This is a genomic window from Dechloromonas sp. CZR5, assembly GCF_008711155.1.
Classification (GTDB): domain Bacteria; phylum Pseudomonadota; class Gammaproteobacteria; order Burkholderiales; family Rhodocyclaceae; genus Azonexus.
On record NZ_VUYQ01000004.1, the window covers coordinates 85627 to 107592 of the forward strand.

At 60.8% G+C, this 21966-nt stretch carries 20 protein-coding genes; 4 read left to right on the plus strand and 16 right to left on the minus strand.

The genetic code is table 11. The features are described 5' to 3' along the window. On the plus strand, positions 1-2249 hold a 2249-nt coding region (locus F1002_RS21445), incomplete at its 5' end, for a VCBS domain-containing protein (RefSeq protein ID WP_191090391.1). Between the two features lie 92 nt (positions 2250-2341). On the opposite strand, the gene F1002_RS12500 is transcribed toward F1002_RS21445, so the two are convergent. From F1002_RS12500 to nifJ, 11 genes are all read right to left on the minus strand, one after another. Beyond that, a complete protein-coding gene (locus F1002_RS12500) occupies positions 2342-3037 on the minus strand; it encodes a Crp/Fnr family transcriptional regulator (RefSeq protein WP_150429382.1) in 696 nt (231 codons plus the stop codon). A 78-nt stretch (positions 3038-3115) separates the two neighbouring features. After that, a complete protein-coding gene (locus F1002_RS12505; RefSeq protein ID WP_150429383.1) occupies positions 3116-4954 on the minus strand; it encodes a nitric oxide reductase activation protein NorD in 1839 nt (612 codons plus the stop codon). Between the two features lie 3 nt (positions 4955-4957). After that, on the minus strand, positions 4958-6004 hold the full coding sequence (locus F1002_RS12510) for a 4Fe-4S binding protein (RefSeq protein ID WP_150429384.1): 1047 nt from the start codon (positions 6002-6004) through the stop codon (positions 4958-4960). Further along, a complete protein-coding gene (locus tag F1002_RS12515; RefSeq protein WP_150429385.1) occupies positions 6001-6420 on the minus strand; it encodes a hypothetical protein in 420 nt (139 codons plus the stop codon). The genes F1002_RS12510 and F1002_RS12515 overlap by 4 nt, the downstream gene beginning before the upstream one ends. Then, positions 6401-7183, minus strand: coding sequence for a CbbQ/NirQ/NorQ/GpvN family protein (locus F1002_RS12520; protein WP_150429386.1), 783 nt, complete (start codon positions 7181-7183; stop codon positions 6401-6403). Before F1002_RS12520 ends, F1002_RS12515 begins: the two co-directional genes overlap by 20 nt. Then, positions 7180-7446: a cytochrome C oxidase subunit IV family protein gene (locus F1002_RS12525; RefSeq protein WP_150429387.1), complete on the minus strand. Its 267-nt coding sequence runs from the start codon at positions 7444-7446 to the stop codon at positions 7180-7182. Before F1002_RS12525 ends, F1002_RS12520 begins: the two co-directional genes overlap by 4 nt. 2 nt (positions 7447-7448) lie before the next feature. Next, the gene (locus F1002_RS12530; RefSeq protein WP_370452164.1) at positions 7449-8045 is read right to left on the minus strand and encodes a cytochrome c oxidase subunit 3; all 597 of its coding nucleotides are present in this window, start codon (positions 8043-8045) and stop codon (positions 7449-7451) included. 107 nt (positions 8046-8152) lie between these two features. Then, positions 8153-9529, minus strand: coding sequence for a cbb3-type cytochrome c oxidase subunit I (locus tag F1002_RS12535; RefSeq protein WP_150429389.1), 1377 nt, complete (start codon positions 9527-9529; stop codon positions 8153-8155). A gap of 18 nt (positions 9530-9547) precedes the next feature. After that, a complete protein-coding gene (locus tag F1002_RS12540) occupies positions 9548-9976 on the minus strand; it encodes a cytochrome c (RefSeq protein WP_150429390.1) in 429 nt (142 codons plus the stop codon). A 109-nt stretch (positions 9977-10085) separates the two neighbouring features. Beyond that, on the minus strand, positions 10086-11096 hold the full coding sequence (locus F1002_RS12545) for a dihydroorotate dehydrogenase-like protein (protein ID WP_150429391.1): 1011 nt from the start codon (positions 11094-11096) through the stop codon (positions 10086-10088). After that, positions 11089-14685: a pyruvate:ferredoxin (flavodoxin) oxidoreductase gene (nifJ, locus tag F1002_RS12550; protein WP_150429392.1), complete on the minus strand. Its 3597-nt coding sequence runs from the start codon at positions 14683-14685 to the stop codon at positions 11089-11091. The genes F1002_RS12545 and nifJ overlap by 8 nt, the downstream gene beginning before the upstream one ends. Positions 14686-14881: 196 nt before the next feature. Between nifJ and F1002_RS12555 the strand changes: the two genes are divergently transcribed. Both F1002_RS12555 and F1002_RS12560 read left to right on the plus strand, forming a co-directional pair. Further along, positions 14882-16282: an NYN domain-containing protein gene (locus F1002_RS12555; protein ID WP_150429393.1), complete on the plus strand. Its 1401-nt coding sequence runs from the start codon at positions 14882-14884 to the stop codon at positions 16280-16282. A gap of 369 nt (positions 16283-16651) precedes the next feature. Then, on the plus strand, positions 16652-17215 hold the full coding sequence (locus tag F1002_RS12560; protein WP_150429394.1) for a PEP-CTERM sorting domain-containing protein: 564 nt from the start codon (positions 16652-16654) through the stop codon (positions 17213-17215). 3 nt (positions 17216-17218) lie between these two features. On the opposite strand, the gene F1002_RS12565 is transcribed toward F1002_RS12560, so the two are convergent. The 5 genes from F1002_RS12565 to F1002_RS12585 all read right to left on the minus strand — a co-directional run bounded on the left by F1002_RS12565 (position 17219) and on the right by F1002_RS12585 (position 20310). Further along, entirely contained in the window at positions 17219-17731 is a 513-nt protein-coding gene (locus F1002_RS12565) for a hypothetical protein (RefSeq protein WP_150429395.1), read from the minus strand. Positions 17732-17834: 103 nt separating this feature from the next. Continuing rightward, positions 17835-18218: an aspartate 1-decarboxylase gene (gene panD / locus F1002_RS12570; RefSeq protein WP_027459146.1), complete on the minus strand. Its 384-nt coding sequence runs from the start codon at positions 18216-18218 to the stop codon at positions 17835-17837. A 90-nt stretch (positions 18219-18308) separates the two neighbouring features. Beyond that, complete coding sequence (gene panC / locus F1002_RS12575) at positions 18309-19133, minus strand: pantoate--beta-alanine ligase (protein ID WP_150429396.1); 825 nt, start codon at positions 19131-19133, stop codon at positions 18309-18311. A 52-nt stretch (positions 19134-19185) separates the two neighbouring features. After that, positions 19186-20004 carry a 3-methyl-2-oxobutanoate hydroxymethyltransferase gene (panB, locus tag F1002_RS12580; RefSeq protein ID WP_046536362.1) on the minus strand — a complete coding sequence of 273 codons (819 nt, stop codon included), beginning with the start codon at positions 20002-20004 and terminating at the stop codon, positions 19186-19188. Next, positions 20005-20310, minus strand: a complete 306-nt coding sequence (locus F1002_RS12585; RefSeq protein WP_223879584.1) for a DMT family protein — start codon at positions 20308-20310, stop codon at positions 20005-20007. Between the two features lie 56 nt (positions 20311-20366). On the opposite strand from F1002_RS12585, the gene F1002_RS12590 reads away from it, so the two are divergent. After that, positions 20367-21515: a hypothetical protein gene (locus tag F1002_RS12590; protein ID WP_150429398.1), complete on the plus strand. Its 1149-nt coding sequence runs from the start codon at positions 20367-20369 to the stop codon at positions 21513-21515. Positions 21516-21966: the final 451 nt, after the last annotated feature.

The window sequence follows — 21966 nt, forward strand, 5'->3', positions numbered from 1 at the left end:
ACACGGCGAGCATCACCGAAGACGCCGCGCCGAACACGGTGAGCGGGAACGTCTACAGCAACGACAACCTGGGCGCGGATACCCGCGCCACCCCGGTGACGGCAGCCAGTCCGACACTGACCTACGGCAGCCTGGTCCTGAATAGCGACGGCAGCTACACCTACACGCTGAACAACGCCAACCCGGCGGTCAATGCCCTGAAGACGGGGCAGAGCCTGACCGACACCTACACCTACACCATCACCGATGCCGACGGCGACACCAGCACGGCGACGCTGACCATCACCATCAACGGTACCAACGATGCACCGGTAGTCACCGGCAGCACGCTATCCGGAACCGAAGATACGCCGGTGACACTGACGTGGGCCAATTTCGGAATCAGCGATGTCGATAGTCCGACGATCACTGCAGCCACGATCACCAGTTTGCCGGCAGATGGCACCTTGCAGGTCTATAACGGATCGGCTTGGGTGAATGTGACTGCGGGTCAGGCGATTTCCAAGGCTACGGTTGATTCGGGCTTTGTCCGCTTCGTTCCGGATATCAATGAATCGGGCGGAAGCATGTTCCCGACGGCTGGGACCGGAAACCAGCTCAATCACTACGCGACCTTCCAGGTGTCTGCTACGGATTCCAGCGGAGCAACCAGTGCCGGCACGGTGACAGTCGATATCTCGCCGGTGGCCGATGCGCCGACGCTGACGGTCAAGGCCTCCTCCTCGTCGCTGCTTTTCTCGAATGGCTGGGAAACCGTTGCGAACTCCTCAAATACGAGCGAGACAGTCAGTGCCGGTACGCTTGAAGGCTGGAATCTGGTAACGACTCCCGACACGTTTGCCGGTGGTACCAACTATTTTGAAGTGTGGTCGAATCGTGACTCCCAAGTGCGTCAGGATGGCGGATACAACACCGTCTATGCGGCACCGGGCAACGGCAACAATTTCCTCGAATTGAACAACGCCGACAACACCGGTGCATTGGTTCAGACGCTGGGCATCAGTCGCTCGGTCAGCACCGTGGCCGGAAATGTCTACGAATTGTCGTTCGACTATGCCGGGCGGCCGGGCTTCGATTCGGGCTTCACGCGTATCGGGGTGTATGTTGACGGCGTGCTGGTGCAGCAATATGCCGCAACCAGTCCGCAGACCTCAATCGACTGGAAGAGCCTGACCTTCAGCTTCACCGGGGATGGTGCCAGCCATACCGTCATGATCCGGACGGATGCCACTTCGTTCGACGCCAGTGGGCGCGGTGCCTTCATCGATGACCTGAAGATGATCGCCTTCCAGGGGGTCAGTGCCGGCAACGCGGGTGGTGGCTTCACGTCCGTTGGTCTGGCCAACTACCTGAGCGCCGCCCTGGTCGATTCGGATGGTTCGGAGGCGCTGAGTCTGTCGTTTTCCGGTGTGCCGGCCGGTGCAACCATCGTTACCAGCCAGGGTACCCATACTGCGGTGGGCGACACGATCACGATCGCCGGTAGCGAACTGGCCAGTGCCCAACTGCGCTTTGCCGATTCGTTTACGGGCTCGCTGAGCCTCGGCGTGACAGCTACTGCGACGGAGTCGTCGACGGGAGGTGCTGCGTCGTCCGCATCGCAGACACTGAATCTCGAGGTTCGTCCGAAGTTCTTGGCGACCGACTCGCTCTATGACGAAGTCAATGGGTATAGCGACATCCTGGGTACGACCGGCAACGACACGACGTCTTTGAACGGTACGACCGGGAATGACCTGATCAAGGGCGGGGCTGGTGATGACCGGCTTGGCGGTACGGCCGGCACAGACGGTAACGACATTCTGGACGGCGGTACTGGTAACGATACCCTGCGTGGTGGCGCCGGCAACGATGTGTTGATCGGAGGCGAGGGGAACGATACGTTGATCGGCGGAAGTGGCGCCGACACCTTCGTCTGGATGCTCGCCGATCGTGGAACACCGGGAGCGCCGGCCTCTGATGTTGTCGTCGACTTTAACGAGAACGCCGGGGACAAGCTCGATCTGCGCGATCTCCTGGTCGGAGAGCTGCACAGTGGGACCAATGTCGGCAATCTGGCGAACTACCTGCACTTCGAGGCATCGGGCGCAGATACCATCGTCCGGATCAGTTCGACTGGCGGTTTCTCGGCGGGCTACAGCGCTTCGCTTGTTGATCAGCAGATCACCCTGCAGGGCGTCGTGCTCAGCGGGTCGGATCAGCAGGTCATCCAGCAATTGCTGACCAATAACAAGCTGGTTACCGACTGATAGGCATCAGCATCGGTCAATGAAAAAGGGGCGATCCAGATCGCCCCTTTTTGTTGCCCAGCCTCGGAAAGACTGTCGGATGGATGTGCCTGTCAGCCTTCGTGCTTGCGCAACTTTACGACGCTCGGAATATGGATCTTCCGGCCTTCCACGACAATCAATCCGAGTTCGGTCAATTCGTGCAGGATGCGCGAGAAGTGCTCCTGGGTCAGGTTGAGACGGGAGGCGATGACCCCCTTGTTGGTCGGCAGGGTTACTGCAACATTGATCCCGTCATGTTCGCTTTCGGGAAGCTCGCGCAGCAGATAGCCGATGATGCGTTGCTTGCCGGAATGCAGCGAATACGATTCGACGTCGGTCATCAGCTGGTGCAGGCGCATGGCCATGCCGGCCAACATCTTGCGGCAGAGATTGTGGTCGCGCTGCAGTTCTTCATACACGGCCGCCTTGGAAACGTGCAGCAGCAGCGAGTCGGTCAGGGCCTGGGCGAAGACGATGTAGGGCTTGTCCATGAACATGATGGCTTCGCCGAAACTCTGGCCCTGGGTCAGGATTTCCACGACCTTTTCGCTGCCCTGCTGCGAAGTGAAGGCCAATTTGATCTGGCCATAGACCAGCAGGTGAAAACCCGAGCAGGGATCGCCCTTGTGGAAAAGAATGTCGCCCTTGCTGGCGTGGATTTCACGCGTGCTCTTGGCGATGCGCGAAATCTCTTCCGGTGCCAGGCTGTTGAAAAGCGGTACGTGGGTCAGTAGAGCTTCGATATTGATGGGGTGATTTCCATGCATAGTGAACCGTGCCTGAACGAGGACGGCCGATGGTGGCACTGTACTAGTTCTTTGGCAATACCTTTAGTGACTATTAATTCAGTGGCGGGTCAGCTGCACATAGAGCAAAGGGAGTCGCCGCGGCAGTTCCTCCGGTTTGCGAATGACGCAAAATCCGGCCGGACCAAAAAGATAGGGCAGGTAAGCGCCCGCTTCGCGGTCGATGGTGACGCAGAACGGCGTGAGTCCCATGGCGCGCGCTTCGTGGACCGCCAGTCGGGTGTCTTCTATCCCGTAGCGCGAGTCGTACAGGTCGAGGTCGTTGGGCTTGCCGTCGGTGATGATCAGCAACAGGCGCCGGTTGGCCGGTTGCTCGGCGAGGATGCTCGCCGACTGGCGTATGGCGGCACCCATGCGGGTGTAGTAGCCCGGTTTGATGGCCAGGATGCGACCCCGCGCTGCGGCATCGTAGCGCTTGCCGAAATCCTTGAGCAGGTGGAAGCGGATGTTCTGGCGGCGCAGCGAGGAAAAGCCGTAGATGCCGAAGCGGTCGCCGGTGGCGGTCAGCGCCTCGGAGAAAAGCAGAAGCGAGTCGCGGATCACGTCGACGATGCGATGGCTATCCGAAATGGGGGCATCGGTCGACATCGACAGGTCGGCGAGCAACAGGCAGGCCAGGTCGCGTTCGCAGCGGGCCTGGGCGAGATAGCCGCCGGTTTCCGGCGTATGTCCGGAGGCGCGGTCGGCGAGGTTGCGTACGCAGGCATCGACGTCGAGTTCAGGGCCGTCGGGCTGCCCCTTCAGCCAGCGCCGTTGCGGCGCAAGGGCGGCAAACTGGCCGCGCAGCTTCTTCGCGGTGGCCGCCAACGCCTGCGGCAGGGCAGCGGGTTCGGCGTCGCGGGCGATCATCGGCTGGAGCAGGCAGTGCTTTTCCAGCATCAGCGACTTGCGATAGTCCCATTCCGGTAGTGCGATTCCGGGGCCGATCGGCGTATCGTCCTCGGCGGCCGAGGGAAGATCGAGGTCAAACTTGACCCGCGACTTGGCAGTCTGGCCATCGCGGGTTAACGACAACTGGTCGAGATCCTTGGCCGCATCCTTGGCGTTCGGGTCTTCATCCTCGTCGAAGGCCCGGTTGACGCGCACGTACTCGGCCCAGGTGGGCAGGCTTTCGGCACGGAACATCGCCAGCATGGGCGTCTTGTTGTCCGGCGTTTCGACCTGCTCGGCCTTGTGCGCTTCCTTCGTGGCTTCCGTATTGCCGCTGCCTTCCGGAGGCAGTTCCTCGTCCGGGTCGGCCACCCGTCCGCGACTGCGCTCATCGGCGGCGACCAACCAGAGCAGTATCGGCTGCGGCGGTCTGGATTTTTTCGAGGTGAGGGGCGGCAGGCCTGCCTGGCTTCCCGGTTGGCGCAGTGCCTGACGCAGTGCCTCTTCCTGGGCGGCTTCGTCGGGCAGCATGTCGGCCGGGGGGATACGGCTGGCGATGTGGGCCTCGACCAGGCGCTCGTAGCGCGGGCGCAGGCCGGGATAACGTTGCAGCGTGCTGGCGGCGGCCAGTTGGTTGCGCAGGAACCAGGGCTTCTCCGGGGCGATGTCGCAGGCGGCAATGGCCGACAACCAGAGATAGAGGTCGCGATTCAGCGCACTGTCGGGGAATGCTGCAATCTCGGGTGGCAGGCGCAGCGTTTCGGCATCGCGTCGTGCTGGCGAGACCTTTTCGTTGCTGCCGGCCAATCGCTCCAGCCAGCGCCGGCGGGCGCCATGCTGCTCGGCGGTGGCAGCGGCGATCTTGAGGCCCGGATCGCCACCGAAAGCGCGGAACAGGATGCCCGCCGTCTTTTCAACGTCGACCAGTTTGACGGCGGCTTGCGGGTAATGCCCGCCGGCGGCCTTGGTGACCCAGTTATGCCAGATTTTGCCGATGAATTCTTCCATGGGTCAGATTTTGCCTCCGGCATCCTCGTCTGTATTTGATAGGGCTGAAAAACCGGCTTCGTTGCGCCGGGCCGCATCGTTGCTGACCCAACGCAGCAACTGCCCGTCAGGGTTGTCGCGATTGGTCGTCGCGCAGGCCGAGATGCACTGTCCGCATTGGGTGCAGGCGAACATCCAGCGCTTGACGTTGCGCGGTTTCAGGCGCATCGGACAGACCGCATCGCAGGCGCTGCCGGACGGCGGCGGGGGTTCGGCATGCCTGACCGACCGCAGGTTCTGGCGGGCCAGCGTGGTATTGGCTGCCGTGCCGCAGCCCTTCATGCAATTGGCGCAATCGGTGATGCGCTGGCGATCGAAGCCGACGACCATCGCCTTTTTGTTCACGATCCAGGCAAAGCTCTGGAAAATGCCGATGGCGCAGCCGTAGCGGCAGAACAGGTGGCGGGCGAAGAGGAATTCCAGTGTCAGGACGGTCGTTGCCGCACACAGGAAGATCACCTCGCCGCGCAGCAGGGAGAGATTCAGCAGCCCGCCATAGACCTGAAACGGCGGCATCAGATAGGTCAGTCCGACCACGGCCCAGGCGAAGGCGAAGCCGATGGCGGCCGGCACGACGGCGAACCAGTAGCGCCAGTCGCGGGGCATCGGCGTGCCGTCCGGCTCCCAGGGCGGGGTTTGCTTCTTGTCCCATACCGAATGCTTGCCGGTAGCGAACAGCATCAGGCGATTGATGGTTTCGACCACGGAAAAGTGCGGGCATAGCCAGCCGCAGTAGAGGCGGCCCCATTTCCAGGCGACGCCGATGATCAGGGCAAGCGTACCGAGGACGGGCAGGAACAGGAAAAGAATGATGTTGACGGCGGCCGCTTTCGGATCGCCGGTCCCGGCGATGAGTTCGTCGATACCCAGATGCCACGGCATGGTCAGGAAGTAGGCGTGCCTTTCCGTCAGGTCGTAGCGGAAGAGGTCGAAGATCGGTGTCACCGTGAACAGCGCGAAAAAACCCATCTGCGCCAGCAAGCGGGCGCGTTGCAACGCGGGTTTGCTCATTCCGGGCGGCGGTCGACGGCCGGGCCGATCAACGGAAAACGCCAGATTTGGCCGGCCAGCGCCTTGGACAGGGCGTAGGCGCCGAAGCAGACCAGCGTCGAGTGAATGCAGGTGAAATACATGATCACCAGCACCCAGGTCCATTCCCAATACAAACCGCCGAAGGCGATGAACAGCGCGCTCAGGGTGACGATCAGCAAGCCGCCCCACAGGCTGACATAGGTGGCTTGCTTGAGATGATGGCGGGCCAGGGCCGGTGCATCGTCCTTGTTGCGCACCCACAGCCAGAGCAGGACGGCAAAGCAGATACCGGGTGCGACGAGCAGGTTGCCGAGAAACAGCGACTCGGCGATCACGGCCAGGTTCTGGCCGGGAATCCGCTCGTCGAAACCGGTATCAGCGTCCGAATGTCGCATTGACGATTTCCATCAGCGCCTCGACAGTTTCCGGCTCGTCGGTCAGTGTTTCGACCAGCGCGGCACGGCAGGCGGCTGAGACATCGAAGCCGGACTTGATCAGGGTCGCGGCATAGACCAGCAGGCGGGTCGAGGCCACTTCCTCCAGGTCGCGGTCCTTGAGGGCGCGGAAAGCGCGGGCGATACCGACCAGGCGTTTGGCGAGGTCGGCATCACAGCCGGTTTCGCCGATCAGGATCGAGGTTTCGCGCTCGGTACTCGGGAAGTCGAAGCTCATCGACACGAAACGCTGGCGGGTCGAAGGCTTCAGGCCCTTGAGCAGATTCTGGTAACCGGGGTTGTAGGAGACCACCAGCATGAAGTTGGGCGGTGCTTCAAGCGTCTCGCCGGTGCGGTCGATGGGCAGGATGCGGCGGTCGTCGGCCAGCGGATGCAGCACAACCGTGGTGTCCTTGCGCGCTTCGACCACTTCGTCGAGGTAGCATATGCCGCCTTCGCGCACGGCGCGGGTCAGCGGGCCGTCGTTCCAGTAGGTGCCCTTGTCGGAAATCAGGTGGCGGCCGACGAGATCGGCGGCGGTCAAGTCGTCGTGGCAGGCCACGGTGTACAGCGGCAGCTTCAGGCGCGCCGCCATGTGAGCGACGAAGCGGGTCTTGCCGCAGCCGGTCGGCCCCTTGATCAGCAGCGGCAGGCGCTGGTTGAAGGCGTGTTCGAACAGGGAAATTTCGTTGCCGGAAGGTTCGTAGAAAGGCAGTTCGGTCATGTGAGGGAGATCCAGTAAGCAAGCAGAATCAGGCTGGAGACGAGTATAAGCCAGCCTTCGAGCAGAATGCGCCACATCCGCGGCGCTTCGCGAAGCTCCATGAAATCGAGAATGACCAGGCGCCCCTTGACGAAGGCGATGAGCAGCATGGCAATGATGGAGGTAGTGCCGGCCGCGCCGACTTCACCGAGATACCAGGTGACGACGGTGGCGATCATCAGGATGATCCAGGCGCGATGGGCGGGGTTCTTGAGCAGTTCCATGGTCAGCGCATCACATATACGAGCGGAAAGAGAACGATCCACAGCAGATCGACCATATGCCAGTAGGCCGCGCCGCTTTCCAGCCCGTGCGCGTCGTGGCTGCCATAGACGCCTTTGCGCGCCTGCACCCAGAGTATGGTCAGGATGACCATGCCGAGGATGACGTGCATGAAGTGGAAGAAGGTCAGCGAGATGTAGAACATGTAGAAGGTGTTGGTCGACATCGAAATGCCGGCCCCGAACTTGGCGGCATATTCGATGACCTTGACGACCAGAAAACCCCCGCCGCACAGCCAGCCGAGCAGAAGGTTGCGGGCGATGGCCGGCCGGTTGTCCTTGTGCGCTGCCTGCACGGCCAGCACGACGAACCAGGAACCGGTGATCAGCAGAAAGGTGTTGAGCGCGCCGAGGTTGCGGTCCAGCGTGTGCTGGTAGGTGTTGAACATCTCGACGTTCTTCGCCCGGGCGAAGGCGTAGGCGGCAAAGAACACCGCGAAGGCGAGCATCTCGGCCAGGATGAAGAACCAGATGGCCAAATCGCCGGGCAGGCGGCGGCCGGACGGAGTCTCTGGTGCTGGGACTGCTTGTGTATTTATCATAGCCGCCATCGTAGCGACGGCAGGCAGCTCAAACCTTGATATGGCCCAAATAAAAAGGCGCGGTCCGAAGAGCCGCGCCTTTGGGTGCTACTTGGAGGAATCGTCGCTTATGCGGCTTCCTTCTCGTCACCGCCCACGAAGAAGCTGGCGATATAGACGATCAGACCGATCAGGAAGGCAACGCCGGCCCATTCACGCATCCAGTAGAACAGCGCGATCTTGTCCTGGGCCACCATGAACGGCAGCGGTGCGTCGGAGACGCGCTGCAGCCAGACCTGGAGGATACCGGCGGCGGTCAGGAACAGGGTGATGAAGACGATAGCGACCGTCATCAGCCAGAACGACCACATTTCCAGCACTTGCGACTTGTTGCTGTTGGCAGCACGGCCGCGCAGGATGGGCATGGCGTAGGAGATCATCATCAGGTTGACCATGGCGTAGGCGCCATAGAAAGCCATGTGGCCGTGAGCGGCAGTGATCTGCGTGCCGTGCGTGTAGTAGTTGACCGGAGCCAGGGTATGCAGGAAGCCCCACACGCCAGCGCCCAGGAAAGCCATCACACCGGTACCCAGGGCCCACAGGACGGCGGCCTTGTTCGGGTGCTCGCGACGACGACGGTTCACCATGTTGAAGGCGAAGACGGTCATGGCGAAGAACGGGATCGGTTCCAGAGCGGAGAAGATGGAACCCCACCACTGCCAGTATTCCGGCGTACCGATCCAGAAGTAGTGGTGACCCGTACCGATGATGCCGGTGATCAGCGTCAGGGTGACGATGACGTACAGCCACTTTTCGATCACTTCACGGTCAACACCGGTGGTCTTGATCAGCACGAAGGCCAGGAAGGAGCCGAGGATCAGTTCCCATACGCCTTCCACCCAGAGGTGCACCGTCCACCACCAGAAGAACTTGTCGAGAACGACGTTCACCGGGTTGTAGAAGGAGAACAGGAAGAAGACGGCGAGACCCCACAGGCCGAGCAACAGAACGATCGAGATCGAGGTCTTCTTGCCCTTCAGCACCGTCAGGGTGATGTTGAACAGGAAAGCCAGTGCCACGACGACGATGCCGAGCTTGGTCGGCAGCGGCTGTTCGAGGAACTCGCGACCCATCGTTTCGAGGATGTTGTTGCCGGTCAGTTCAGCCAGCGTGGCGTACGGAACCGCCAGATAGCCGACGATGGTCAGCGCACCGGCGACCAGGAAGATCCAGAACATCGCCAGCGCCAGTTTCGGGCTGAACAGTTCGGTCTCGGATTCTTCCGGGATCATGTAGTACGCGCCACCCATGAAGCCGAACAGCAGCCACACGATGAGCAGGTTGGTGTGGACCATGCGGGCCACGTTGAACGGAATGGCGGGGAACAGGAAGTCGCCGAGCACATACTGCAGGCCGAGAATCAGGCCGAACAGGATCTGACCGACAAACAGGCCGATTGCCGCGATGAAGTAGGGTTTTGCAACCGCTTGGGATTTGAATTGCATGTTCAGTTCTCCTCTCGATCAGCCCTGGCTGTTAGGCGGCCAGTTTGCGTCGTTGATCGAATTGACGTGCTTCAGGAAGGCCACGATGGCATCCAGTTGCTCGTCGGTGAAATTGAACTGCGGCATGCTGCGGCGACCCGGGATACCTTCCTTCGGACGGCTCTTGATGAACGCCTTGACGCCTTCGTCGCCGTAACGGACGACGACGTTGCCCAGTTCGGGAGCGAAGTAGGCACCTTCACCCATCAGGGTGTGGCAGCCGATGCAGTTGTTAACTTCCCACAGCTTCTTGCCTTCGGCGATTTGCGGCGTGATGTTGGCCCGCATGTCGCGCTTCGGCAGTTGCGAATGAGTATCGAATGACAGCGCAAGGAACAACAGGAAGAAGAAGATCGTCCCCCCGTAGAAAATGTTCCGCGCCATCGACTTAGTGAAAGCGCCACTCATTGTCTTTCCCCCTTTCGGAAATTGTTTGGCGGGTCGATGGTATTCGGGGGGTGTGGGGTCCGGCTTTGATGCCTGTTAAAAATGCGGCAAGAATGTGTCGAAATCCTGTTCAGTAGCGGACTCCGGCGGGCGGCGTAAAGGTGTCTATGGCACTCAGATAAGCGCTCCGGGCAAAGGCCGACGGGTTGGGGTGGTTGCGCTGGCTCATCGACCCCTTGAGTTGCGCTAGCGACTGATATTCATGCTCGACGAGCCAGTGTTCGATGTCGTGCAGCATCTGCGAGATCAATGACGGGCCGTTGAGGAGCAGGCTGCTGGCAATATGCGTGACATCGGCACCGGCCAGCATCATTTTCAAGGAATCGGGTGCATTGTGAATGCCGCCCGAGGCCGCCAGCGTGATCGACGTCTGGCCGCGCAGAATGGCGATCCAGCGCATGGCGAGGAGTCCGTCGGCCGAGGTCGATAGCTGGGCACGGTCGACGACCGTCATGCTGGCGAGGTCGATGTCCGGCTGGAAGAAGCGGTTGAATAGCGAGACCCCTGCGGCCCCGGCCTTTTCGGCCCGGCGAACGAAATTGGGCAGGGCCGAGAAGAAGGGGGAGAGCTTGAAGCAAATGGGTATCCGGACGACCGCTTTCAGTTCGGTCAGCAAGGCGATATAGCGATCCTCGACGCCGCCGGCGGTTTCGAATACCGTTCCCGGCATGTGCCAGGCATTGAGTTCCAGCGCATCGGCGCCGGCGGCCTCCAGTTCGCGGCCGAGTTCCACCCAACCGGACAGCGAATCGCCGTTCAGGCTGGCGACGACGGGAATGCCCAAGCGCCCCTTGAGGTATTCGATCTGCGCCAGGTAGCGGTCGAGTTTGCTTTCGTAGCCGCTGCTGAAGGGCAAGTGGCCGCTCGCTTCGCCGAAGGCATCCGGATGGATCAGGAAGCGGTCGATCATCCGCTCGTCGTTGCGCACATCCTCCTCGAACAGCGAGTGCATGACGATGGCCGCGGCGCCGGCATCCTCGAGATGCAGCGGGGCATCCGGGTCGCGGGTCAGCGGGGTCGATGAAGGAACGATCGGGTTCTTCAGCGTCATCCCGAGATAACGCGTGGTCAGGTCAGGCATCGGATTTCTCCCGGGACGGTGCCGTCTGGCCTTGCTGCGGCGTCAGTGCGGCGAGTTCCGTATAGTCGTGGTGGCGCAACCGGGCGGCTGTCTCGGCTTCGTTCATGAAGCGGCTCGCCGCCTCGGGGCGTACGCGTTCGAGAACCGTGAAGCGCGCCTCGTGCTGTGCGAAGTCGCGGTACGGGATGGAAGGCGGCGCGCTATCGACCGACAGGGGGTTGCGTCCCTGTTCGCGCAGCCGCGGATCGTAGCGCAGCAGCGGCCAGTGGCCGGATTTGACGGCCAAGTCCTGCTGTCGGAGGTTGCAGGAGAGGTCGACGCCGTGCGCGATGCACGGGCTGTAGGCGATGATGATCGACACGCCGGGGTAGCTCTCGGCATCGAGGAATGCCTTCAGGGTGTGCACATCCTTGGCGCCATACGCGACCTGGGCGACGAAGACATTCTCGTAGTCCATGGCGATGCGCGCCAGATCCTTCTTGCGGTTGGGCTTGCCGCCGGCGGCGAACTTGGCGACCGCACCCAGCGGCGTGGCCTTGGAGTTCTGGCCGCCGGTGTTGGAGTAGACCTCGGTGTCGAGGACGAGAATATTCACGTCCTGTCCGGAGGCCAGCACATGGTCGAGTCCGCCGAAGCCGATGTCGTAAGCCCAGCCGTCGCCGCCGATGATCCAGACGCTGCGCCGGATCAGGTATTCGGCCACCGAGGCCAGCTGCGTTGCCTGCGGCGTGCCGATGGCCTGCAGCGCCTCCAGCAGCAGGGCAACGCGTTCGCGCTGTTCGTGGATGCCGGCTTCGCTACGCTGGTCGGCTTCCAGCAGGCCACTTACCAGCCCCGGGTCGAGTCGCGGCGCCAGGGCCTGCAATTGCGTGCGCGCCGCATCGGCCAGCTTGTCGGTGGCCAGGCGCATGCCGAGGCCGAACTCGGCGTTGTCCTCGAACAGCGAATTGCTCCACGCCGGGCCGCGGCCGTCGGCGTCCTTGCAATACGGCGTGGTTGGCAGGTTACCGCCATAGATCGACGAGCAGCCGGTGGCGTTGGCGACCAGCATGCGGTCGCCGAACAGTTGCGTGGCCAGCCGGATGTATGGTGTTTCACCGCAGCCGACGCAGGCGCCGGAAAACTCGAACAGCGGCTGCAGCAGCATCGCGCCGGGCAGGGCGGCACGCTTGGCGTTCTGTCGCTCAAGGTCTGGCAAGGTCAGGAAGAAGTCCCAGTTCCGCACCTCGGCGGCGCGCAGCGGCGGTTGCGGAGCCATGTTGATGGCCTTGTGCGAGATGTTCGACTTGTCGCGGATCGGACAGGCCTCGACGCACAGCGTGCAGCCGGTACAGTCCTCGGGCGCTACTTGGTAGCTCATGCGGGTTCCGGCCGGGTAGTCCTTGCTGCGTGCCGGAACGTGCTTGAAACTCGCGGGTGCGCTGGCGGCCGCGGTCGCCGGGAAAACCTTGGCGCGGATCGCCGAATGCGGGCAGACGAAGACGCACTTGCCGCATTGGGTGCACAGCGCTTCGTCCCAGACCGGAATCTCCAGCGCCAAGTTGCGTTTCTCGTGGCGGGCCGTGCCGGTTGGCCACGTTCCGTCGACGGGGAAGGCCGACACCGGCAGGCGGTCACCGTGGCCGGCAATGAGGGGCAGCGTGACGCGGTGGATGAAATCCCCGGCTTCGTCGCTGGCGGCGGCTTCGTCGCACGGAACTGCGGCAACGGGAATGTCCACGCGATGCAGGCAGGCCACGGTCCGGTCAATGGCGCGGTAGTTGAATTCGGCAATGCGCCGCCCCTTGCGGCCATAGGTCTTCTCCACCGCATGCTTGATCGCGGCGATCGCCTGTTCATGGGGCAGGATGCCGGAAATGGCGAAGAAACAGGTTTGCATCACGGTATTGATGCGCCGGCCCATGTCCGCCTCCTGAGCCACCTTGTAGGCATCGATCACGTAGAAACGGATGTTCTTGGCGACCATCTGCTGTCGGACGCTTGCCGGGAGGCGTTCCCAGACCTGTTCGGCCGGGATGTCGGTGTTGAGCAGGAAAACGGCTTCCGGTGCCGCGTGGGCCAGCAGGTCGTGGGTGTCGAGGAAGTGCGGCTGGTGGCAGGCGACGAAGCGCGCATCGCCGTCGCCGGTCAGGTAGGCAGAGCGGATCGGCTGCTGACCGAAGCGCAGGTGGGACACCGTCATCGCGCCGGACTTCTTTGAGTCGTAGACGAAGTAGCCCTGGGCATAGAGGTCGGTTTCGTCGCCGATGATCTTGATTGAATTTTTGTTTGCCGACACCGTGCCATCCGAGCCAAGGCCGTAGAAGACGGCGGCGAAAGTGGCGCGCGCGGCCCCGGTACGGAAGGCCGGGTCGAAGGGTAGCGACAGCCGGGTGACGTCGTCGCGGATGCCGACGGTGAAACGTCGCTTGGGCGAGGTTTCGGCACAGGTGGCGAAAATGGAGACGACCATCGCCGGCGTGAATTCCTTGGAGCCCAGTCCGTAACGGCCACCGATCACCCGTGGAACGGCGGGGAAGCGGGGCGCCTCGCCAGCCGCATCTTCCGCCAGTGCAACCAGCACATCCTTGAACAAGGGCTCGCCATCGGCGCCGGCTTCCTTGCAGCGGTCGAGCACGGCGACAGTGCGCACGGTGGGCGGCAGGGCGGCGAGCAGGGCGGCCGGCGCCCATGGGCGATACAGGCGAACCTTGAGCAGGCCTACTTTCCCGCCGTGGAGATTCATGTCCTCGACCGTCTCCTGAACGGTTTCGGCGCCGGAACCCATCATCACGATGACGTGCCGGGCATCCGGCGCGCCGACATAGTCGAATAGCCGGTAGGCACGCCCGGTCAGGCCGGCAAAGCGGTCCATGATGTCCTGCATGATGTCGGGGAAGGCATCGAACCATGGGTTTTGCGCCTCGCGGCACTGGAAAAAGGTGTCCGGATTTTGTGCCGTCCCGCGCAGTACCGGGTGTTCCGGCGACAGGGCGCGGCGGCGCTGGGCGTCGATGTGCGACGGGTCGAACAGGGTATGGAGGATGTCGTCCGTCAGCGGCTCGATCTTGGCGACTTCGTGCGAGGTGCGGAAACCGTCGAAGAAATGCAGCACCGGGATGCGCCCGGCCAGGGTAGCGGCCGAGGCAATGGCTGCCAGGTCCTGCGCCTCCTGTACCGAATTCGAGGCCAGCAGCGCGAAGCCGGTGCCGCGCGTCGCCATCGCATCGGAATGGTCGCCGAAGATGGAGAGCGCATGCGTGGCAACGGCGCGGGCGGCAACATGGAAGACCGTCGGCGTCAGTTCGCCGGCGATCTTGTACATGTTCGGGATCATCAGCAGCAGGCCCTGCGATGCCGTGAACGTCGTGGCCAGGGCGCCGGCCTGCAAGGCTCCATGCACGGCCCCGGCGGCACCGCCTTCGGACTGCAGCTCGACAACGGTGGGGACGGTTCCCCACAGGTTCTTGCGGCCTTGTGCCGCCCATTCGTCGGATAGTTCGCCCATGCCGGACGAGGGCGTGATCGGGTAAATGGCGATCACTTCGGAAACGCGGTAGGCCACGTTGGCGACGGCTTCGTTGCCGTCGATGGTGAGCATGCTGTTCATGCGAAACCCCTGAGACGGTTGCCGGTTCTCCGCCGGCTTGCTGCAGTGCTGCGGGTGCTGCGTTGCAGCAACTTCATCATACGCCCGATATGTGCCATCGGCATCGACTCTTGTCCCGCATCGTGGAAGGGGCTTCCACGCAGTTGCCGGCGAGGCGAGACGGTATACTCCGTCTTCCTAAAGCTGAAAGCATTTCATGGCCGCATCCAACGACACCGCCAGCATGGCGCTCTTCTGTGACTTCGAGAACATCGCCCTGGGCGTGCGCGACGCACAGTACGAAAAATTCGACATCCGCCCCGTTCTCGAACGTCTGCTCGCCAAGGGCAGCATCGTCGTCAAGAAGGCCTATTGCGACTGGGAGCGCTACAAGGGCTTCAAGGCCGCGATGCACGAGGCCAATTTCGAACTGATCGAAATTCCGCACGTCCGCCAGTCGGGCAAGAATTCGGCCGACATCCGCATGGTCGTCGATGCCCTCGACCTGTGCTACACCAAGTCGCATGTCGACACCTTCGTGATCATCTCCGGCGATTCCGACTTTTCGCCGCTGGTCTCCAAGCTGCGCGAGAACGCCAAGAAGGTGATCGGCGTCGGCGTCAAGCAGAGCTGCTCCGACCTGCTGATCACCAACTGCGACGAATTCATCTACTACGACGATCTGGTCCGCGACCGCGAGGCCAGTCGCGGCGGCCAGCGCCGCGAGCGCGAGAAGCGTTCGCCGGAAGAAGAAGCCAAGCGTCGCGAAAAGCAGGAAGAGCGCAAGGCGAAGGCTGTCGAACTGGTGATGACCACCTTTGTCGACCTCATTGCCGATCGCGGCGAGAGCGAACGAATCTGGGCCTCCGTACTCAAGGAAGTGGTCAAGCGCCGCAATCCGGGTTTCAACGAGAGCTATTACGGTTTCCGCAGCTTCGGCAACCTGCTCGAAGAGGCGGCGAGCCGTGGCCTGCTTGGCTTCGGGCGTGACGATAAGGGTGCCTTTGTCTTCCGGGCACCGGTGCGGCCAGCAGTAGCCATCGAAGGCGAAGCACTGGCGGAAAGTGCAGTGATCGAACCGGTCGTGACCGAAGCGGGCGAGGAATTGCCGGTGCAAACCGAGGGCGGGGCTCCCGAAGCGGAGGCCGGTGGCAGCCAGCGCCGCCGGGGCGGGCGCCGCGGGCGCAACGGTCGGGAGCGCGAACGGGCACCAGCCGCCGAACAGGTGACCGAACCCGTTGCCGTTGTCGAATCAGCGCCGGTTGTCGACGTGGCGCCCGCAGTCGTTGCGGATCAGGCCGGCGATGCCGACACCAAGCCGCGTCGTGATGCGCGGCGTGGTCGCGGAGGAAAGAGCAAGGCGCCAGCGAGCGTCGTCGAGGCCGTCCCGGCCGCAGAATCAGGGGCGACCCACGAGGCAACCGCTCCCGAGGCGGAGGCCAAGCCAAGCCGGGGCGGTCGCCGCCCGCGCAAGAGCGCATCGTCGGAAACGGTTGTCGATACCCCGGTCGAGGCCGCGCAACCAGTCGAGGCCACCGGCGGAGAAGTCAAGCCAGCCAAGGCCAAGCGTCCGGCGCGGCCGCGCAAGCCCAAAGCTGCCGGCAAGGCGGAAGCCTGAGCCAAAATAAAAAGGCAGCCTTGGCTGCCTTTTTTGCGGGCTGATGACTCGGTGATTGAGAGTGGGGGCAAAGGCTGGGGGCAGAGCCCATTGCCCTGCACGTTTTCATTTACTGCGACAGGCAGATGCCAACCCGATGTGCTGCTCTGCCAATTATTTCTATGCTCCGGTGTTATCGAGTCTGTGCACTGCGACTGTCCTATTTGTTTGAATGTGACTATCAACTTGGCCGCCTAATGCTGTCGGAAAAATTTACGGACATCGCGAGGGGCCAGAAGCTTTCCAGAACAAGGCATTGATTTGGCATTTCTTTATTTCAATGGCATTGGGCTTGCTTTCGCCTGGAAATCTACCAAAGGGAGTAATGCCATGAATAAACTGATCAAGAAGTTGGTTATCGCTACGCTTATTGGAGCTTTGGGTATCGGTGCTGCACAAGCATCGACGGCCTACAACTTTTCCTACCTATTTGCGGGCAAGGTGGTTGGTGGTGGGACCACAGTAACCGGGACGTTTATGGGGGATGCCAACGGCAATCTGATTTCGAATTTAACCAACATCAGCGTGGCAGTTAATGGCGTCAATTTTCTTGGAAACGGTAGTTTGTTTGGTTCGTCGTTAGATACCAATACTGGGAACTGGCGGACCGGTGGGGCTGTGGTCTCGTTCGATGGGACAGAGAATAACTTTCTATTTGTTGACACGAATTATCCCGATGAAGCATCGATGATAAATTTCTTCTATTCGATTTCGGCGTGGGATCAGATTACGACTTTTTCATTTGCAACAGGACTCTCAGCATCGGATTCTCCGGTCGCAACAAAAAACTGGTCTGTCACGCAAGCTAACAATGTACCCGAGCCGGATTCCATGTTGCTCTTGGGGGCCGGCTTGGCGGGCCTGTTTTTTAGGCGCCGCCAAGCGAGTCGCTAAAGTCTAGATGACGTTGAGCAGCTTGGTGCGCAGCGACTCGGCCTCGCGCTTGCCGTCGCGCGACATCACGATGGCGTGATACCACTCGTCGTAGAGGTCACGCAGCGCCTGGTGCCCATCGCACTTGTCGATACGGTCCAGCAGGCCGCTGGTGCCCAGTGAGCCGACGAACGCGTTGAGCGTGTTGGTCATGAAATTGCGCGCCATCTGCAGGCGAACCGGGTCCGGTTCGGCCGGCAGATCGCCGAAGGCCGTGATCGAAGGCAGCTTGGCTGGCGGTGGTGGCACAGCAGCCTGGGGGACCCCTTTCAGATCGTGGAACTCGATATAGCCTTCTTCCTCGAGCATGCCCAGCGTATGCTGGAGGTCATCGGCGAGGATCATGCCGCGCAGCTCTTCGACCGTTCGTTTACCGTCAACGAAGATCAGGATTCGTCGCACGCGCGGCGACAGTCCTCCAGCCTTCGTGGCGATTTCGTCATGCCCTTTCTGGGTCTTTGCGAAAATAATGCCCATTGTTTGTCTCCAACTTTGGTGTGTGAATTTTTGTAGGGCATTGTACAGAAAAGAAAAACCCGCCAAGCGGCGGGTTTTTTTACAGGCGTGAATTTCTTCGCGATCAGGCGGCGGCCTGGACCGGAATCTTGTGCCCACGACGCACGATGCGGTTCTGCGAATCGACGTAGATCAGGTCCGGCTCATGCTTGGCCAGTTCCACCTCGTTATAGACCGCAAAGGTGGCGATGATCAGGATGTCGCCCGGGGCAGCACGTCGGGCTGCCGAACCATTGACCGAGATGACGCCCGATCCGCGTTCGGCGCGAATGGCGTAGGTCGTGAAACGCTCACCGTTATTTACGTTCCAGATGTCGATCTGTTCGTATTCCTTGATGTTTGCCGCTTCGAGCAGGTCTTCATCAATGGCGCAGGAACCCTCGTAGTGCAGGTCGGCATGGGTGGCCGTTACGCGGTGCAACTTGGATTTCAGCATCGTTCTCTGCATGGTTTCACTCATCCAGAAGGTTGGGGGAAGCGCATTGTAACGACAATAGCCCCTCTGTCAACGGGCATAATTATGGATATTCAGCCCGCATCAAATCTCAGTGTTATCAATGAGCCGGGTGCTTCCCAGGCGGCTGGCGGCAAGCACCACCAGTGGGGCGTTTACGTCTTTGGGCATGGCCAGGTCCGACTGTTGTCGGATGGCAACATAGTCGGTCTTCCAGCCGGCCGTATCGAGTGCAGACATGGCTGCGTTTTCCAGTTTGACGGTATCCGTGTCGCCATTTCGTACCGCGTCGCGGATTTCATTCAGCAGACGATACAGGCGCGGAGCCTCGGCGCGCTCGGCGTCGCTGAGGTAGCCATTGCGCGACGACAGGGCCAGCCCATCGTTTGCACGGACCGTTTCCCCGCCGATGATGTCGATCGGCAAGGCCAACTGGCGCGTCATGTTGCGGATGACCATCAACTGCTGATAGTCCTTCTTTCCGAACAGGGACGCGTCCGGCTGAACGATGTTGAACAGCTTGAGGACCACGGTGGCGACGCCACGGAAGTGGCCGGGGCGGAATTCGCCATCGAGCATGTGCTGGATGGCCGGTGGTTCAACGACGTATTCCTGCGGCTCCGGATAGAGATCGGCTTCGGTCGGCGCGAACAGCACGTCGACGCCGGCCGCCGCCAGCTTGTCGCAGTCGGCCTGGAAGGTGCGCGGGTACTTGTCGAAATCCTCGTTCGGGCCGAATTGCAGGCGATTGACGAAAATCGAGGCGACCACCGTATCGCCGTGGGCGCGGGCCTGTTCCATCAGGCTGATGTGGCCGGCGTGCAGGTTGCCCATGGTCGGCACGAAGACGATACGGCCACGGTTTTTCAGTGCCGCACGCAGGTCGGCAATGGCGGAATGAATTTGCATGCTAGGGATCTCTTGCGTCGAAGGGCCGGGTCTGTCGCCCGGCTATCCAGGGTCAGGCCGCGTAGGTGTGTTCCGGGCCGGGGTAGGTGCAGTCCTTGACGGCCGCGACGGCACGGCAGGCTGCGTCATGGACGGACGTAGCGCCTTCCATGAAATTGCGGACGAACTTGGCTTTCTTGCCGGGCGGGATGTCGAAGGCGTCGTGCACGACGAGCACCTGGCCCGAGCAATCCTTGCCGGCACCGATGCCGATGGTGATGATGTGCAGCATGGCCGTGACTTCGGCAGCCAGCACGGCGGGAATGGCTTCGAGGACGATCATCGTCGCACCGGCTTCCTGAAGGGCGAGCGCATCGTCCTTCAGGCGCTGGGCTGCCGCTTCGCCCTTGCCCTGGACCTTGTAGCCGCCCATGACGTGCACGGATTGCGGCGTCAGGCCGAGATGGCCGCAGACCGGAATGCCGCGGTCCACGAGAAATTTGACGGTCCTGGCCATGTCGCCGCCGCCTTCCAGCTTGACCATCTGCGCGCCGGCCGCCATCAGCGTTACGGCATTGCGGAAGGCCTGTTCCGGCGATTCCTGGTAGCTGCCGAACGGCATGTCGGCGATGATGAAGGCGCGATCGGAACCGCGCTTGACGGCGGCCGTATGGTAGGCGATGTCGGCGACGGTGACCGGCAAGGTCGTGTCGTGGCCCTGGATCACATTGCCCAGCGAATCGCCGATCAACAGCGATTCGACACCGGCGCCGTCGAGCAGGCGTGCGAAGCTGGCATCGTAGGCGGTGAACATGACGACCTTCTCGCCGGCGGCGTAGAGCTTGGCGAGATCGCCCTGGGTCAGGCGGCGGGTGATGACTTGAGCGGACATTTACGACCTGAAAACAAAATAGACGGCGCCTAGGATACACAGAGCCGCCCACAAGTAGTCAAGCTTCAGTGGCTGGTCCATGTAAAAGATGACGAAGGGTACGAAGACCGTCAGGGTGATGACTTCCTGCAGGATCTTGAGCTGGCCGAGGTCCAGCTCGGTATGACCGATGCGGTTGGCCGGCACCTGGATCAGGTATTCGAACAGCGCGATGCCCCAGGAAATCAGCGCCGCGATCCACCACGGCTTGTCGTTGAGGTGCTTGAGGTGCGAATACCAGGCGTTATAGTTGTGGCAAAAAAACACTTGCTCAGTAATCAGTTTGTTAACACGTTGTAAGTATTCAGTACTGAAAAAAACACATGCCTAATTATGGTTTCAAAGTTGTTTTTGCTGACCCAAAATTTCTTAAGGATGCAGGGTTTGAGAAAGTAGCGCACCTTCCCATCATCTTCGATTCAGAGCCGGGATATGCTCGTTTTCCAAATCAGTTCTTAATCGATCGCGGAATCGGCTATTGGGATCCAAAGTGGCGCGGATCAAAACGTAACCCGCTCCCGCCCACACGCGTGTCGATGAAGAATTTTGCCTACTGGCTTGCTAACGCACTGGAATGGGCTGAGGTTCGGGGCGTCGACCTGATGAAGGCGGACTACGCTAGCACTTTGATTGGGCGGTATCAAAAAGAAATGTTGAAGGGCATTTGGTCTGCCTACAACAAGTCTCTTTCTCCTGAGACGGTCAATTCTCGAATCGGGATCGCACTCGAGTACCAGATGTGGGCCGCGGACAAGGGGCTGCGTGAACCGTTCAGCATTCCGACCGTTACCAGTACCTACTTTGTAGACTCTCCTTCTTCCAGTAGGTCTCATGAGGTTAAGTTCGTCGAGTCGAGGAGGGGCAAGGTAAAAGTGAATAAACGGTTACTGTCGTTCCCCTCAACTGATGAAATTGAGGCGTGGCGAAGGCGCGTATATGAGCGGCCAGTGTTTGGAAATACCGAAGGGCTAATTGCCGACCTAATTCTCAATACGGCCATACGCCGCGAGGAAGCTGCTTGCTGGCGGGTAGATACCCTTCCACTTCAACCCAAGAAGTGGAACATCATCAATCCTGACCAGTTTCCGGAGGCACAGAGTGTACTTGTCACCCTTATCTACGGAACCAAGGGGAAAGAATATGGGGTAGACGAGCACGGCGATAAAATTGGTCCGGAGGGCCAGATTCACGTGCCCCTTTGGCTTGCGCATCGCATACATAAGTATCGCAACAATGAGCGCCTTATTGCATTGAAGCCTTTGCTCAAGCAAGGTAAAACAGCTGAGGCACAGCAGTGTATCTTGAACCAGTCGGTACATCTTTTTCTCCACCCAGTCACTGGTCAGCGCTACACGGGGAATCAAATCTATTCCTTCTGGAAAGTGGCAAATGGAGCCGTGACTTGGAGTCCACACATGGGTCGAGACTGGTGGGCTTGGCCGGCGGTTGGTCGAAAACCTCGGCTAGCTTGAGTGGCGGCGGCTACAACGGCATTGCCCTGTCCTTGGCTGTTGAAAACTGACTGAGATGTAATTTCTAGGCCATGTGTTAGTCAGTTTCAAACGTGCAAACTAAAACCATGCTCCAAAGCACTGGACTAAAGATCAATTCCCGCTAGCAATCGTTTTTTGGGGTTGAGCATCGTCGCAGCGTCGTGAGTCGTCCTGTTCCTCCTCAGATTTCTATAACTTGCGCAAATCGATGCATCGAGTGGTTGCATCTAGCATCACGTAAACGACGCTGAACACCACATCCAGATAAAGGACGAGTGAGTTGGAAATGTTCCGACATTCGAGCACCTTAGCCTCTACGCCCTCTCAGTTGCTAGTTGTTGGGGCAATGATTGTTGTCGTTTTTCTGGGAATCTGGTTGTTGGAGCGCTATTTAAAATGCCGAGAAAAACGGTTTCCTTATTCAAAGCTA